At 65.2% G+C, this 14898-nt stretch carries 13 protein-coding genes; 8 read left to right on the top strand and 5 right to left on the bottom strand.

Annotation, left to right across the window (positions count from 1 at the left end):
• Window positions 1-98: 98 nt before the first annotated feature.
• The 5 genes from AC1RCO_RS24245 to AC1RCO_RS24225 all read left to right on the top strand — a co-directional run bounded on the left by AC1RCO_RS24245 (window position 99) and on the right by AC1RCO_RS24225 (window position 8203).
• The gene (locus AC1RCO_RS24245) at window positions 99-2804 is read left to right on the top strand and encodes a TonB-dependent receptor (RefSeq protein WP_492618117.1); all 2706 of its coding nucleotides are present in this window, start codon (window positions 99-101) and stop codon (window positions 2802-2804) included.
• Between the two features lie 83 nt (window positions 2805-2887).
• On the top strand, window positions 2888-3505 hold the full coding sequence (locus tag AC1RCO_RS24240) for a heme acquisition protein HasA (RefSeq protein ID WP_011063600.1): 618 nt from the start codon (window positions 2888-2890) through the stop codon (window positions 3503-3505).
• 218 nt (window positions 3506-3723) lie between these two features.
• Window positions 3724-5520, top strand: a complete 1797-nt coding sequence (locus AC1RCO_RS24235) for a type I secretion system permease/ATPase (RefSeq protein ID WP_210671129.1) — start codon at window positions 3724-3726, stop codon at window positions 5518-5520.
• Window positions 5517-6866 (top strand): HlyD family type I secretion periplasmic adaptor subunit, encoded by a 1350-nt coding sequence (locus AC1RCO_RS24230; protein ID WP_077934818.1) that lies wholly within the window; start codon window positions 5517-5519, stop codon window positions 6864-6866. Before AC1RCO_RS24235 ends, AC1RCO_RS24230 begins: the two co-directional genes overlap by 4 nt.
• Window positions 6863-8203 (top strand): TolC family outer membrane protein, encoded by a 1341-nt coding sequence (locus AC1RCO_RS24225; RefSeq protein ID WP_220223310.1) that lies wholly within the window; start codon window positions 6863-6865, stop codon window positions 8201-8203. Before AC1RCO_RS24230 ends, AC1RCO_RS24225 begins: the two co-directional genes overlap by 4 nt.
• Before the next feature lie 390 nt (window positions 8204-8593).
• Here AC1RCO_RS24225 and trmA read toward each other — a convergent pair whose 3' ends face one another.
• The gene (trmA, locus tag AC1RCO_RS24220) at window positions 8594-9673 is read right to left on the bottom strand and encodes a tRNA (uridine(54)-C5)-methyltransferase TrmA (RefSeq protein WP_492618116.1); all 1080 of its coding nucleotides are present in this window, start codon (window positions 9671-9673) and stop codon (window positions 8594-8596) included.
• Window positions 9670-10962, bottom strand: a complete 1293-nt coding sequence (locus tag AC1RCO_RS24215) for an NCS2 family permease (protein WP_015637118.1) — start codon at window positions 10960-10962, stop codon at window positions 9670-9672. Before AC1RCO_RS24215 ends, trmA begins: the two co-directional genes overlap by 4 nt.
• Window positions 10963-11168: 206 nt before the next feature.
• On the opposite strand from AC1RCO_RS24215, the gene AC1RCO_RS24210 reads away from it, so the two are divergent.
• Window positions 11169-11618 (top strand): DUF4879 domain-containing protein, encoded by a 450-nt coding sequence (locus AC1RCO_RS24210; protein ID WP_015637117.1) that lies wholly within the window; start codon window positions 11169-11171, stop codon window positions 11616-11618.
• Between the two features lie 66 nt (window positions 11619-11684).
• Window positions 11685-12236 (top strand): DJ-1 family glyoxalase III, encoded by a 552-nt coding sequence (locus AC1RCO_RS24205; protein WP_053154012.1) that lies wholly within the window; start codon window positions 11685-11687, stop codon window positions 12234-12236.
• A 3-nt stretch (window positions 12237-12239) separates the two neighbouring features.
• Here the strand turns inward: AC1RCO_RS24205 and AC1RCO_RS24200 are convergent, their stop codons facing one another.
• Together AC1RCO_RS24200 and AC1RCO_RS24195 are read right to left on the bottom strand one after the other, a co-directional pair.
• Entirely contained in the window at window positions 12240-12530 is a 291-nt protein-coding gene (locus AC1RCO_RS24200; protein ID WP_053154009.1) for a HigA family addiction module antitoxin, read from the bottom strand.
• A gap of 15 nt (window positions 12531-12545) precedes the next feature.
• On the bottom strand, window positions 12546-12824 hold the full coding sequence (locus AC1RCO_RS24195; protein ID WP_011063591.1) for a type II toxin-antitoxin system RelE/ParE family toxin: 279 nt from the start codon (window positions 12822-12824) through the stop codon (window positions 12546-12548).
• 437 nt (window positions 12825-13261) lie between these two features.
• On the opposite strand from AC1RCO_RS24195, the gene AC1RCO_RS24190 reads away from it, so the two are divergent.
• On the top strand, window positions 13262-13558 hold the full coding sequence (locus tag AC1RCO_RS24190) for a hypothetical protein (protein WP_019096028.1): 297 nt from the start codon (window positions 13262-13264) through the stop codon (window positions 13556-13558).
• A gap of 34 nt (window positions 13559-13592) precedes the next feature.
• On the opposite strand, the gene AC1RCO_RS24185 is transcribed toward AC1RCO_RS24190, so the two are convergent.
• The gene (locus tag AC1RCO_RS24185; protein ID WP_065363648.1) at window positions 13593-14831 is read right to left on the bottom strand and encodes an MFS transporter; all 1239 of its coding nucleotides are present in this window, start codon (window positions 14829-14831) and stop codon (window positions 13593-13595) included.
• Window positions 14832-14898: the final 67 nt, after the last annotated feature.

The following is a 14898-nucleotide window of genomic DNA, read 5'->3' as shown; positions in this document are numbered from 1 at the left end:
TAATTCAAAAAAACCTTACTGAGTTTTCCTGCCTGGCACGTCTAGCTAATTGAGATGCATTCGCATAAACAAAAATAGCCAGCGCAGGAACAAGGGACATGAGGGTAGGCAGTCGCACTGGAATTCACGCAGCAAGTCGTTTGGCCCTGGCCATTCACTTGGGCGTCGCAGGGCTGTTGGCAGGAGGCGGTTTGCTGCTCGCGGCAGAGCCTGTGGGTGCAGCCCCACAGAGCGCCCAGCAGCAACGCGAGATGGATTTCGATATCCCCGCCCAGGCCCTCGGCAGTGCGGTGCTGGTGTTTGCCGAACAGGCCGGGGTGCAGGTGCTGTTCGACAGCCTGCGCCTGCATGGCTTGCACAGCTCGCCGCTCAAGGGCCGCTACAGCGCCGAGGAAGGCCTGGCGCGGTTGCTGGGCAATGCGCCGGTGCAGTACCGCTTCACCGGCGAGCGCCAAGTGACCCTGAACCGGGTGGAAACCGGCCGTGACGGCGCCCTGGCCCTGGCGCCCACCACCATCTCCGGCAACCTCGAAGGCCGCCAGAGCGACTGGGTGTATAACGCGCCGCGTTCGGTGAGCGTGGTCGGCCGCGAGCAGCTCGATCGCAACCCGCCCCGGCACGCGGCCGACATGCTGGAGGAAACCTCCGGTGTGTATTCGGCAGTCAGTCAGCAGGACCCGGGCCTGTCCGTGAATATCCGCGGCCTCCAGGACTATGGCCGGGTCAACATGTCGGTGGACGGCATGCGCCAGAACTACCAGCAGAGCGGCCACCAGCAGCGCAACGGCACCCTCTACGTCGACCCCGAGCTGCTCTCCGAGGTGGTGGTGGAGAAGGGCGCCACTTCGACCATGGGCGGCGCCGGGGTGATTGGCGGGGTCGCCAATTTTCGCACCGTCGAAGCCCGTGACCTGCTCAAGCCCGGCCAGGAAATCGGTGGCCGGATCCGCGTAACCAGCGGCCTGGGTGGCCGCAGCAACGGCACCCATTTCATCGGCAGCACCGCCTTCGCCATCGGCACCGAGGTCTGGGACATGCTGCTGGCCGCCAGTGAACGGCACCTGGGGGACTACAACCCGGGGACCAAGGGCGGCATTGGCGAGCTGCGCACTGGCAGCTGGATGGACCCGTCGATCAATGACCGGGTGAAGAATTCCAAGGTGGCCTATTCCGCTTCCGTGATGCGTTCGCGCCTGGCCAAGCTGGGGCTCAACCTGCCCCAGGACCAGCGCCTGCAACTGAGCTACCTGACCACCCAGGTGTCCTACGACGACGCCAACATGATGAACGTCGAGAACAAGCAACAGCTCTGGGAAAAGCTCGGCAGCAGCGATGTGCGCTCGCAGAACTTCGGCCTCGACTACAGCTACACCCCGGACAACCCGCTGATCGACTTCAAGGCCAAGCTCTACTACGTCGACAACAGCAACGACCAGAGCACCCTGACCCGGCGCAGCAGCCCCGGCTACTCGATCACCTACCAGACCGACACCTATGGCGCTCAGGCGCAGAACACCTCGACCTTCGCGCTCGGCGAGCTGGCCACGCTGAAGGCCAACTACGGCCTGGAATTCTTCTATGACAAGGTCCGCCCCGACTCCCGCCAGCCGGTGCCCAAAGGATCGGCGGTCAGCGCTTCGCCCGCGGCCAGCATGACCCCCGAGGGCGATCGTGCCCTGGGCAGCCTGTTCACCCGCCTGGATTTCGACTACGACGGCTGGCTGAACCTCAACGCCGGTTTGCGCTACGACCGCTACCGCCTGCGGGGCGAGACCGGAATCAACACCCGCACCTTCGTGATCGGCAAGACGCCCCAGCAGATTTCGGTGCCGGTGGCCTATGACATCGACAACGAGGAAGGGCGCTTCTCGCCGACCTTCGGCCTGTCGGTCAAGCCGGGCGTCGAATGGCTGCAGTTGTTCGCCAGCTATGGCAAGGGCTGGCGGCCACCGGCGGTGACCGAAACCATGATCACCGGCCGGCCCCACGGCGGCGGCTCGGAGAGCACCTTCCCCAACCCCTTCCTCAAGCCGGAGCGTTCCAGCACCTGGGAAGCGGGGGTCAACGTCTTCAAGGAAAACCTCTGGTTCAACGATGACCGCCTGGGGATCAAGGTGGCGTACTTCGATACCCGGGTCGATGACTTCATCTACATGGCCATGGGTGTGCAGCCCCCTGGCTACGGCTCGCCCGGCATCGGCAACAGTGCCTATGTCAACGACCTCAGCAGCACCCGCTTCAAGGGCGTGGAGTACCAGCTGGACTATGACGCCGGCCGCGCCTACGGCCAGCTGAACTACACCCGCATGATCGGCGACAACGATTTCTGCACGAAAATCGCCTGGCTGGGGGGCGTGACCCAGCCGGTGAAGAATGGCAGCGGGCGTGGCGCGATCGTCACCGGCATGCGCCCCGATGATGCGGCCAACAACGCCAGCCGTTGCAATGCGGCGATCCTCGGTTCGGCCGAACACATGCCCATGGACCGCGGCACCCTGACCCTGGGCGCACGCTTTTTCGACCGCAAGCTGGATATAGGCGCCCGGGCCCGCTACAGCGCCGGCTATTCGATCGCCGGCTCCGCCACCGGCACCGTGAGCCAGACCGGCGTCTACCCGGCCGACTGGAAGCCCTACACCGTCTACGACCTGTATGGCAGCTACCGGGCCACTGAAGAACTGACCCTGCGCCTGGCCATGGAAAACGTCACCGACCGCGCCTACCTGGTGCCCCTCGGCGATGTGCTGGCCTTCACCCTCGGCCGTGGCCGGACCTTGCAGGGCACCGTGGAGTATCAGTTCTGACCGCTTTTGCCCATTGATGGGCAAAACCGCAGCAGGCAGTGGCGTGCTGCGGACATGACCCCCCTAATGTATTGGAGTTTTGCATGAGCATTTCGATCTCTTACAGCGCTACCTACGGCGGTAATACTGTTGCGCAATACCTGACTGACTGGTCGGCCTACTTCGGCGACGTCAACCACCGCCCAGGCGAAGTGGTCGACGGCACCAACACCGGTGGCTTCAACCCGGGCCCGTTCGACGGCACCCAGTACGCCATCAAGAGCACCGCCAGTGACGCGGCCTTCGTCGCCGACGGCAACCTGCACTACACCCTGTTCAGCAACCCGAGCCACACCCTGTGGGGCTCGGTGGACACTATCTCCCTGGGCGACACCCTCGCCGGTGGTTCGGGCAGCAACTACAACCTGGTCAGCCAGGAAGTCAGCTTCACCAACCTGGGCCTCAACAGCCTGAAGGAAGAAGGCCGTGCAGGCGAAGTGCACAAGGTGGTCTACGGCCTGATGAGTGGCGACAGCTCGGCGCTGGCCGGCGAGATCGATGCCCTGCTCAAGGCGATCGACCCAAGCCTGTCGGTGAACTCCACCTTCGACGACCTGGCCGCTGCTGGCGTTGCTCACGTCAACCCGGCTGCCGCAGCCGCTGCCGATGTCGGCCTGGTGGGTGTGCAGGACGTGGCCCAGGACTGGGCGCTGGCCGCCTGAGTGCAGGCCTGAGGCATAAAAAAGCGAATGCAGGATCGCTCCTCCATTCGCTGGCTTGACTCACCTCCGTCGCCCGAGTTTTCGAAGGCCAGGGCGGCGGCGGTGGCAAATTCTGGGGAGCGCCGTGGTGCCTGTCAACGCACCGGGCGCGCCTCTTGTCGTTCCGCTCTGCCCGAGCGGAAGGCCCTGTAACCCTAAACTCTCCACAGGACACCTTGATGAGCAGGCCGAATCCACTTGCCGCTTCCGAGACGCTGGCGGCCTTGACGGCCTACAAGGGCGGCTTTTTCAACATCGGCCTGTTCTCGGCGGTGATCAACCTGCTGATGCTGGCCCCGGCCCTTTACATGCTGCAGGTCTACGACCGGGTGCTGGCCTCGGGCAATCAGATGACCCTGCTGATGCTGACGCTGATGATCCTCGGCCTGTTCGGCCTGATGGGGGCGTTGGAGTGGGTGCGTAGCCAGGTGGTGATCCACCTCGGTACCCAGATGGACATGCGCCTGAACCAGCGGGTGTATGACGCCGCTTTCGAAGCCCAGCTCAAGGGCAGCCCCCAGGCCGCCGGCCAGGCCTTGAATGACCTGACCGCGCTGCGCCAGTTCGCCACCGGCAATGCCTTGTTCGCGTTCTTCGATGCGCCCTGGTTTCCGGTCTACCTGCTGGTGATCTTTCTCTTTCACCCCTGGCTCGGCCTGCTGGCCCTGGCCGGTGCGGTGCTGCTGGTGGTGCTGGCCTGGATCAACCAGCATATCTGCCAGGCACCCCTGGCCCAGGCCAGCCAGTTGTCGATCATCACCAGCCAGCAGGCCACCGCCAACCTGCGCAATGCCGACGCGATCGAAGCCATGGGCATGCTCGGCGCCCTGCGCGAGCGCTGGTTCATCGGCCACCAGGGCTTTCTGGCCCAGCAGAACCTGGCCAGCGAAAAGACCGCCACCATCAGCGCCTGGTCCAAGGGCGTGCGCATGGCCCTGCAGTCCCTGGTGCTGGGCCTGGGCGCCTGGCTGGCGGTGCAGGGCCAGATCACCCCGGGGATGATGATCGCCGGCTCGATCCTAATGGGCCGCGTGCTCAGCCCCATCGACCAGTTGATCGCGGTATGGAAGCAATGGAGTTCGGCGCGCCTGGCCTACGAGCGTTTGTCCGAGTTGTTGCAAGCCAACCCGCCACGGCCGGCGCGCATGAGCCTGCCGACGCCCAAGGGCAAGTTGAGTGTCGAGCAGCTGAGTGCCTGTGCCCCTGGCAGCCGGCGCCCGGCCTTGAGCAACCTTGGTTTCACCCTGGAGGCTGGCCAGGTCCTGGGGGTGATCGGCCCTTCCGGCTGTGGCAAGTCGACCCTGGCCCGGCTGCTGGTCGGTGCCTGGACGCCCCTGACGGGAAAGGTACGCCTGGATGGCGCAGACCTGGCTCAGTGGGACAGGCAGCAACTGGGGCCGCATATCGGTTACCTGCCCCAGGACATCCAGCTGTTCGCCGGCAGCATCGCCGAGAACATCGCGCGTTTTGCCCAGCTGGACTCGGATCAGGTCCTGCAGGCCGCGCAAATGGCCGGGGTGCACGAACTGATCCTGCAATTGCCCCAGGGCTATGACACGCGCCTGGGCGAGGGCGGTGCCGGGTTGTCCGGCGGCCAGCGCCAGCGCATCGGCTTGGCCCGGGCGCTGTACGGCCTGCCGGCGCTGATCGTCCTCGACGAGCCCAACTCCAACCTCGATGAGGCCGGTGAGCAGGCTTTGTTGCAGGCCATCAGCCAGCTCAAGCAACGGCAGCGGACCCTGGTGCTGATCACCCACAAGCCCAACGTGCTGACCCTGACCGACCAGTTGATGATCCTGCGCGACGGCCAGTTGCAGGCCTATGGTCCTACGGCGCGGGTGCTGGAGGCGAACCAGAAGGCCAAGGCCGCGCCGCCGCCGGCTGTACCGATGAGCAATCCGGCGAGCAGCCCGGTGACCAGCTTGAACATGAACTACCGCCTGGGCGTGGCCGGCGGCGAAGGGAAAAAAGCATGAAGGCGAATTTATCCACGGGTCCTGCTGCGCCGGTCGCGGGGCCGGCCGCCAGCAATGTGTTGTCCCTGGACGACAGGAAGTATTCGCGGCTCGGCTGGCTCCTGGTGCTGGGAGGTTTTGCCGGGTTTATCGGCTGGGCCGCCCTGGCGCCGCTGGACAAGGGCGTGGCGGTGTCGGGCAAGGTCATGGTCTCGGGCCATCGCAAGACCGTGCAGCACCAGAGCGGTGGCATCGTCGAGCGGATCGAGGTCAAGGAGGGCGACCGGGTCAGTGCCGGGCAGGTGCTGCTGCGCCTCAACGAGACGCCGCTGCGCACCCAGATGCAATCCCTGCGCAGCCAGTACCTGGGTTCCCTGGCCAGCGAAGCGCGGCTGAATGCCGAGCGCGATGGCGCCAGCGATATCGTCTTCGACCCGCAGCTCCAGGCCCTGGCCAGCGAGCCGGACGTGGCCGCCAGCCTGGCCCTGCAACGGCAGCTGTTCAGCAGCCGGCGCCAGGCCCTGAGCATGGAACAGCAAGGGATCGCCGAGACCATCGCCGGCTCCGAGGCGCAACTGCGGGGTACTCGGGATTCCCAGGCCAGCAAGCGGCAACAGCGCAGTGCCTTGAACGAACAGCTGCAAGGCCTGCGGGAACTGGCCCGGGACGGCTACATCCCGCGCAACCGGCTGCTGGACAGCGAGCGCCTGTACGCGCAGATCGACGGCTCGATCGCCGAGGACTTCGGCCGCATCGGCCAGTTGCAGCGGCAGATCCTCGAATTGCGCCTGCGCATCCGCCAGTCCAGCGAGGATTTTCAGAAAGACCTGCGTAGCCAGTTGGCCGATACCCGGATCCGTACCGAAGACCTGCGCAATCGCCTGGCGTCCGCCGAGTTCGAACTGGCCAACAGCCAGGTACGTGCCCCGGCCGCCGGGGTGGTGGTGGGGCTGGAGGTCTACACCGAGGGTGGGGTGATCAAGCCGGGCCAGCCGCTGATGGACATCGTGCCCCAGGATGAGCCGTTGCTGGTGGAGGCGCGGGTGCCGGTGCAACTGGTGGACAAGGTGCACCCGGGGCTGCCAGTGGAGCTGATGTTCTCGGCCTTCAACCAGAGCACCACGCCCAGGGTGCCGGGGGAGGTGACCCTGGTGTCCGCCGACCGGCAGGTGGACGAACGTACCGAAGAGCCTTACTACACCCTGCGGGCCACGGTCAGCGCCCAGGGCATGCAGCAGTTGCAGGGCTTGCAGATCCGCCCGGGCATGCCGGTGGAAGCCTTTGTCCGTACCGGCGAACGTTCGATGCTCAACTACCTGTTCAAGCCTCTGCTGGATCGGACTCACATGGCGTTGGTGGAAGAATGATTCGAGCCTGGTGCTACTACCTGCCCCTGCTGTGCCTGTTGGGCAGCCCGTCGGTCCAGGCCCTGGGGTTGCTGGACGCCTATGACCTGGCCTTGCGCAATGACCCGACCTTCCAGGCGGCGATCAAGGAGCGCGATGCCGGGGAAGAGAACCGGGCCATTGGCCGTGCCGGGCTGCTGCCGAACCTGTCCTGGAGCTACAACAATTCGCGCAACCAGTCCGAAGTGACCCAGGAGACCGTTCGCGGTGATGTCACCAATGACCGGGACTACCGCAGCTACGCCTCGACCCTGACCCTGCAGCAACCGCTGCTGGACTACGAAGCCTATGCGCGCTACCGCCAGGGCTCGGCCCAGGCGCTGTTTTCCGACGAACGCTTTCGTGGCAAGAGCCAGGAACTGGCGGTACGCCTGCTCAGTGCCTACAGCCAGGCGCTGCTGGCCCAGGAGCGTATCGAACTGAGCCGGGCGCAGAAGCGTGCCTACGCCGAACGCTTGCAGCTCAACGAACGCCTGCTCAAGGGCGGCGAGGGCACCCGCACCGATGTGCTGGAGACCCAGGCCCGGCTGAGCCTGGCCCTGGCGCAGGAGATCGAGGCCCAGGACCAGCAGGATGCCGCCCTGCGCGAGCTGCAAGCCATAGTCGGCGAACCGTTGCAGATCGACGAACTGGATCCGCTGACCCGGCAGTTCCAGATCCAGCCGCTGCTGCCCAACCGCTTCGACAGCTGGCGTGACCTGGCCATGGCCAACAACCCGGACCTGGCGTCCCAGCAGCAGGCGCTGCGAGTGGCGGAGTACGAAGTGGAGCGCAAGCGCGCCGGGCACCTGCCCAAGGTGAGTTTGTATGCCAGCAGCCGTCAGACCAGTTCCGATTCGGAAAGCTCCTACAACCAGAAGTACGACACCAATACCGTGGGCATCCAGGTCAGCCTGCCGCTGTTTGCCGGTGGTTCGGTATCGGCCTCGACCCGCCAGGCGGCCAGCCAGCTGTCCCAGGCCCAGTTCGAACTGGATGCCAAGACCGCCACCACCCTCAACGAACTGCGCAAGCAGTTCAACCTCAACACCAGCGCCGCGGCCAAGGTCCGGGCCTATGAAATGGCCGTCAGCTCCGCCGAGGCCCTGGTGACCGCGACCCAGAAGAGCGTGCACGGCGGCGAGCGGGTCAACCTGGATGTACTGGACGCCGAGCAACAACTGTTCACCGCCCGCCGCGACCTGGCGGATGCCCGTCATGCCTACCTCTTGGCGCGGATCCAGCTCAAGTACTACGCCGGCCTGCTCAACGAACAGGACCTGCAGCAACTGGCCGGTTACTTCCGCCCCACGGGCTGAACCCCATTGCCGTACCGCCCCCTGTAGGAGCTGGCTTGCCAGCGAAAGCGTCGGCCAGATTGGCGCAAGGCTCAAGGGCCCCTTCGCCGGCAAGCCGGCTCCTACGGAGGGGGGCGTTACGTCTGGTTTGGCCTTGTAGGAGCTGGCTTGCCAGCGAAGGCGTCGGCCAGATCGGTGCAGGTCTCAAGGGCCTCTTCGCCGGCGAGCCGGCTCCTACGGAGGGGGTGTCGCGTCAGGCTTGGCCTTGTAGGAGCTGGCTTGCCAGCGAAGGCGCCGGCCAGATTGGCGCAGGTCTCAAAGGCCTCTTCGCCGGCAAGCCGGCTCCTACAGGACGGGCATTGGAATGCAAACAGCCGTCACGAGGACGGCTGTTGGCGGGAGCGGGGCGGATCAGCGGCGGGTCAGCAGGACCCCGGATTCCATGTGGTGGGTCCAGGGGAACTGGTCGAACAGCGCGCAGCGGGTGATGCGGTGGGTGTCGTGCAGCTGGGCGATGTTGGCCGCCAGGGTCTCCGGGTTGCAGGAGATGTACAGGATGTTGTCGAAGCGCCGGGTCAGTTCGCAGGTGTCCGGGTCCATGCCGGCCCGGGGCGGGTCGACGAACACGCTGCCGAATTCGTAGCTCTTGAGGTCCACGCCCTGCAGGCGGCGGAACGGCCGAACTTCGTTCAGGGCTTCGGTCAGCTCTTCGGCCGACAAGCGCACCAGGGTGACGTTATCCACAGCGTTTTCGCTGAGGTTGCTCAAGGCGGCATTCACCGAGGTCTTGCTGATCTCGGTGGCCAGCACCTTGCGCACCCGGGTGGCCAGGGGCAGGGTGAAGTTGCCATTGCCGCAGTACAGCTCCAGCAGGTCGTCCTGGCGCTCGCCCAGGGCTTTATAGGCCCAGTTGAGCATCTTCTGGTTCACCGTGCCGTTGGGCTGGGTGAAGGCGCCTTCGGGCTGGCGGTAGCTGAAGGTACGCCCGCCGACTTCGAGCTTTTCCACTACGTAGTCCTGGCCGATGACCTCGCGCTTGCCCTTGGAACGGCCGATCACGCTGACCTTGAGGTCGGCGGCCAACTGGCTCGCGGCCTTGTGCCAGTGCTCGTCCAGCGGGCGGTGGTAGCACAGGGTGATCATCGCGTCGCCGGCCAGGGTGGTGAGGAACTCCACCTGGAACAGCTTGTGGCTCAGGGGCGCGCTGGCTTGCCAGGCGGCCTTGAGCCGGGGCATCAACTGGTTGATGCGCTGGCTGGCGATGGGGAACTCCTCGATGAGGATCGGTGTGCGCTTGTCGTCCTGGGAGAACATCGCGTAGTGCCGTTCCCCGGCCTCGCGCCACAGGCGGAACTCTGCCCGCAGGCGGAAGTTCTGCAGGGGCGAGTCGAAGACCTGAGGCTCGGGCGCATCGAAGGGGGCCAGCAGGTCGCGCAAGCGCGCGACCTTGTCATTCAACTGGGTGGTGTAGCTTGCGGCGTCAAAAGTCATGCGGGGTAACCGAGCTTGATCACGAACAGGATCGACAGGATCACCAGGGGCGCGTTCAGCTCACGGGCACGGCCCGACAGCAGCTTGATCACGGTCCAGGCGATGAAGCCGAAGGCGATGCCGTTGGCGATGGAATAGGTGAACGGCATGGCCAGGGCGGTGACGACCACGGGAGCGGCGACGGTGATGTCTTCCCAGTCGATTTCTGCCAGGCCCGAGGTCATCAGCACGGCGACGAACAGCAGGGCCGGTGCGGTGGCGAAGGCGGGCACGCTGGCTGCCAGTGGCGAGAAGAACAGCGCCAGCAGGAACATGATCGCCACCACGATGGCGGTCAGGCCGGTGCGGCCGCCGGCGCTCACGCCCGCCGCGGATTCGATGTAGCTGGTGGTGGTCGAGGTGCCCAGCAGGGAACCGGCCATGGCGGCGGTGCTGTCGGCGATCAGCGCCCGGCCCATTTTCGGCATGTGGCCGTCCTTGCCCATCAGGCCGGCGCGCTTGGCGACGCCGATCAGGGTGCCGGAGTTGTCGAACAGATCGACGAACAGGAAGGCGAAGATCACGCTGATCAGGCCGATATCCAGGGCGCCCTTGATGTCCAGTTGCAGGAAGGTCGGGGCCAGGGACGGTGGCATCGAGGTCACGCCGCCGAACGGGGTGACGCCCATGAGAATGGAGACGACGGTCACCGCGAGGATGCCGATCAGCACCGCGCCGCGCACTTTCAGGGCTTCCAGGGCCACGATCAGGGCAAAACCCAGGGCAGCGAGGATGGGGGCCGGTTTGCTGAGATCGCCCAGGCCGACCAGGGTCGACTCGTTGCCCACGACGATCTGGGCGTTATGCAGGGCGATCAGCGCCAGGAACAGGCCGATACCGGCGGCAATGGCCGAGCGCAGGGGCAGGGGGATGCTGTTGATGATCCATTCGCGGATGCGGAAGATCGACAGCAGGAAGAACAGCACCGCCGAGATGAATACCGCACCCAGGGCCACCTGCCAGGTGTGGCCCATGTGCAGGACCACGGTGTAGGTGAAGAAGGCGTTCAGGCCCATGCCCGGTGCCAGGGCGATCGGGTAGTTGGCGATCAGGCCCATGACGGTGGAACCGATGGCCGCCGCCAGGCAGGTGGCAACGAAGATCGCGCCCTTGTCCATGCCCGTCTCGCCGAGAATGCTCGGGTTGACGAAAAGGATGTAGGCCATGGCCAGGAAGGTGGTCACGCCCGCAAGAATCTCGGTGCGCACGTTGGTGTTGTGTGCCTTGAGTTGAAACAGCCTTTCCAGCATGTCTGCTCCCCGTGGCGCCGCCGGGCGCCGTGAATGTATCGACTCCAACAGCAAAGCACAGACTTTATAAGGTGCCTGCGGATTTGCTCTGGGTCGGAAAAAGCCGCGCATCATACCAGCAGCGTGGGCCAATGGCTGCGATCGTCGGCGATGTTTTGCCGCGCTGGCAAGTAGCGCATACTGCGCCCTGGTTTTAGGGGGGATTTATGCGCAGCACAGTGAAAATGACAGCCCTGGCATTGCTCGGCGCGACAGCCTGCTGGCTGGCGGCCCCGGCCATGGCGCGCTCGGCCCCGCCGCTGAGCCGGGTGGAGATTCTCAAGGTGCTGTCACCTTCCTGCGGCCTGGAGGATGTCTCCGACGGCCGTGAACGGACCCAGTGCGATCACAACGGCCCGAACATCAAGGTCTACGTGCTGGAGATCGGCTACGGTCGCGAGCCCCATGTGACCCTGGACGGCTTCGAGGTCGATGGCACCCGTTCGCCGGTGTGCGAGGACGGCTCCAGCTATGTGCCCTGCGGCAACTCGGGGACTACCGTCGGCTATGTCTATGTCTTCGACCTGGCGGGCAAGCAGGAGGGCACCTTCAGCTTTCGCAACACCTCGCTCAACGCCCCGGGCAACAGCCTGGGCGCGCAGATCTACATCAAGTGACGGCGCCCTGAACGGCAGCCGGCAAAGCTGACTAAGCTCTAAAGACCTCCACGCGGAGTCATCCCCATGACCTTCAGAGCCCTGGTCACCCTTGCCGAAGGCATCGACGACCTGCAAAGCGTGACCCTGATCGACGTACTGCGCCGTGCCGAAGTCGAAGTGCTGGCCGCCAGCGTCGAAGGCCGGCGCATGCTCACCTGCGCCCGGGGCACCCGATTGACCGCCGACGCCATGCTGGTGGACGTGCTGGCCCAGAACTTCGACCTGATCGTATTGCCCGGCGGCGCGGTGGGCGCCCAGCACCTGGCGGCCCATCAACCGCTGCAGCAACTGCTCAAGGATCAGGCCGCAGCGGGACGCCTGTTCGCCGGCATCGCCGAAGCCCCCGCCCTGGCCTTGCAAGCCTTCGGCGTGCTGCGCCAGCGGCGCATGACCTGCCTGCCCAGCGCCAGCCATCATCTGCTGGGCTGCACCTTTGTCGACCAGCCGGTGGTGGTGGATGGCAACTGCATCACCGCCCAGGGCTCCGCCGCGGCCCTGGCGTTTGCCCTGGCCCTGGTGGAAGCGCTGTGCGGTCGCGGCAAGCGCGCCAAGGTGGCTGGAGAGCTGCTGGTTTAGGGCTCAGCCAACATGGGCCACGATGGGCTCGATCAGCGGTTGCAGTTCCTGCTCGGTGTGCCAGATGTCGTAGTCGGCCTGCACCGCCAGCCAGACCTTGGCCTTGCCGATCCCGGCGCGTTCCAGCTTGACCGCCAGTTCCGCGCGGATTGGCGCATGGCCGTTCAGCACCTTGGACAGGTGCGGGCGGGCGTAGCCGATATGCCGCGCCAGCTCCGTCACGCTGATGCCCAGTTCGGGCAAGATATCCAGGCGCAGGGTGTCACCGGGGTGGGGCGGGTTGTGGATGGGCATGATCCTGCCTCCTGTTCAGTGGTAGTCCAGATAATCCACCAGCTCGATATCCGAACCTACGAAACGAAAGATCACTCGCCAGTTGCCGGACACCACCAGGGACCAGTAGCCAAGCAGGTCGCCCCTGAGCGGGTGCAGCCGCCAGCCCGGCAGATTGAGGTCTGCCGGTTCGCTGGCGTGATCCATGAACGACAGCTGGCGGGCCAACCGGCGTGCATGCTCGGCCCGTATTCCACGAGTCGATCCGGTTTCATAGAAGGCGCGCAGGCCTTTGTGCTGAAAGGACTTGATCATGGGGTGCGAGTGTAAGGCGATACCTTACACGCTTCGTAGTGGTTTTGTATTGCAGAGAATGATCAATAACCTGTTACGAGGCGCCCCACGGGGCGTTTCTCTGTCGCAGCTCGGTTCGGCAAGGAGTCGGGCACGGGGCTTGTGAACGGGTAACAAAGGCTAACCAGCCGCTTCTTGCACCGCCCGTCCCATCACCCCTATAGTTCGCGCCGTCGCTGCCAATTCAGCGGCCGGGTTTGGTCACCCGAAATTAGAAGGCGCACGCGCCACCCTGGTTTGCAGGCACTTTTTCGTGTCCGCACGCTTAATGGTGGGCTGTGCGCGGGACACCTTCGGGTGTGCCGGGTGCCTTCTTCCCGGTTGACCAACCTGTGCACAGTCCGCCACCCATCGTTTGGTCACGATTGGGGCGGTCATTCATAAAGAAGGATCTAATGATGAATACCCCGGAAACTGCTGCTCACTATGTGCCGCTTAAATCCAACATAAGCCGGCCAGGTGTGTTTTTTATCAACGCCAATGCCTCCCCTGAGGCGCTGCACGAAGCCGCCGAGCAACGCATGCGCACGGCTGCCAATCTGCTGGAAACCCTCTGCTGCCTGAATTTCAGCCACGGCGATGTGAAGGACATCCCGCACATCATCGACGTGCTCTATGTACTGACGCAGGATGGTTGCGACCTGCTGGAGGCGGCGAAATGGCGAGCCGCTGCTGAAGCTCAGCCCAGCCACTGAGGCTTGAACCTGGCCGCGCCAGCCCGGCGCGGCTTCAGGCCTTGGGTTGCTCGAGCCGTTCGATCATCCGATCGCGCTGGGCCAGGGTCGGAAACAGCTTGATCCAGACGCCGGTCACCAGCAGCGTGCCGACCCCGCCCAGCACCACCGCCGGCACCGTGCCGAACCAGTGGGCGGTCAGCCCGGATTCGAACTCCCCCAACTGATTCGAAGCGCCGATGAACAGGCCGTTCACCGCGCTGACCCGGCCGCGCATTTCGTCCGGGGTTTCCAGTTGCACGAAAGAGGCGCGGATCACCATGCTGATCATGTCCGCCGCCCCCAGCACCACCAGCACCGCCAGGGAAAACCAGAACGAGGTCGAGAGGCCGAAGGCGATGGTGGCCACGCCGAATACCCCGACCGCGGTGAACATCACCCGCCCGACCTTGCGCTCGACGCTAAAACGCGCCAGCCACAGGGACATCAGCAAGGCTCCCACCGCTGGCGCCGAACGCAGCAGCCCCAGGCCCCAGGGGCCGGTGAGCAGGATGTCCTTGGCGAACACCGGCAGCAGCGCGGTGGCGCCGCCCAGCAGCACGGCGAACAGGTCCAGGGAAATGGCCCCGAGGATGTCCGGGCGGCTGCGGATGAAGCGGATGCCCGCCAGCAGCGAATCGAGGGTGGCCTTGCCCTTGTTCAACGGGGTCTGCCGGGCCGGCAGGTTGAGCATCAGCACGCAGGCGATCAGGTACAGGACCACGGTGGGGCCGTAGACCCAGACGCTGCCGAAGGCGTACAGCAAACCGCCCAGGGCCGGGGCGACGATGGTCGCCGACTGCTGCGCCGATTGCGCGGCGGCCACCGCCCGGGGAAACAGCGCCGCGGGCACGATGCTCGGCAGCAGGGCCTGGGTGGTGGGCATTTCGAAGGAGCGGGCGCCGCCGAGCAGGAAGGCCAGAATGAAGATCATTTCCCGGGTGACGCTGTCGGTCAGGCTGCCGACGGCCAGGGCCAGGGCGATCAGGGCTTGCAGCGACTGGCAGATAGCCGCCACCCGGCGCCGGTCGTAGCGGTCGGCCACATGCCCGGTGTGCAGCATGAACAGCACCCGCGGGGCGAATTCCACCAGCCCCACCAGACCCAGGTCCAGCACATTGCCGGTCAGTTGGTAGAGGTTCCAGCCAATGGCCACGGTGAGCATCTGGAAGCCGCTGGCGGTAAAGATCCGCGCCAGCCAGAACGCGATGAACGGACGATGGTGACGGAGCAGCAGAGGGTCTTGGCTGGGCATCGGGCGCTAGATCTGAGCGGGGAGTGCCACGAGATTATCACCAAGATGTAACCAATAGTTGCGGCTC

Source organism: Pseudomonas sp. GW823-FHT03E05 (genome assembly GCF_058796855.1).
Note: the sequence above shows the minus strand (reverse complement) of the source record. Positions and strands in the feature narration are given on the sequence as shown.

Coding starts and splice junctions, on each gene's coding strand:
- AC1RCO_RS24245 (WP_492618117.1), top strand. CDS start 99: ATGAGGGTAGGCAGTCGCACTGGAATTCACGCAGCAAGTCGTTTGGCC.
- AC1RCO_RS24240 (WP_011063600.1), top strand. CDS start 2,888: ATGAGCATTTCGATCTCTTACAGCGCTACCTACGGCGGTAATACTGTT.
- AC1RCO_RS24235 (WP_210671129.1), top strand. CDS start 3,724: ATGAGCAGGCCGAATCCACTTGCCGCTTCCGAGACGCTGGCGGCCTTG.
- AC1RCO_RS24230 (WP_077934818.1), top strand. CDS start 5,517: ATGAAGGCGAATTTATCCACGGGTCCTGCTGCGCCGGTCGCGGGGCCG.
- AC1RCO_RS24225 (WP_220223310.1), top strand. CDS start 6,863: ATGATTCGAGCCTGGTGCTACTACCTGCCCCTGCTGTGCCTGTTGGGC.
- trmA (WP_492618116.1), bottom strand. CDS start 9,673: ATGACTTTTGACGCCGCAAGCTACACCACCCAGTTGAATGACAAGGTC.
- AC1RCO_RS24215 (WP_015637118.1), bottom strand. CDS start 10,962: ATGCTGGAAAGGCTGTTTCAACTCAAGGCACACAACACCAACGTGCGC.
- AC1RCO_RS24210 (WP_015637117.1), top strand. CDS start 11,169: ATGCGCAGCACAGTGAAAATGACAGCCCTGGCATTGCTCGGCGCGACA.
- AC1RCO_RS24205 (WP_053154012.1), top strand. CDS start 11,685: ATGACCTTCAGAGCCCTGGTCACCCTTGCCGAAGGCATCGACGACCTG.
- AC1RCO_RS24200 (WP_053154009.1), bottom strand. CDS start 12,530: ATGCCCATCCACAACCCGCCCCACCCCGGTGACACCCTGCGCCTGGAT.
- AC1RCO_RS24195 (WP_011063591.1), bottom strand. CDS start 12,824: ATGATCAAGTCCTTTCAGCACAAAGGCCTGCGCGCCTTCTATGAAACC.
- AC1RCO_RS24190 (WP_019096028.1), top strand. CDS start 13,262: ATGAATACCCCGGAAACTGCTGCTCACTATGTGCCGCTTAAATCCAAC.
- AC1RCO_RS24185 (WP_065363648.1), bottom strand. CDS start 14,831: ATGCCCAGCCAAGACCCTCTGCTGCTCCGTCACCATCGTCCGTTCATC.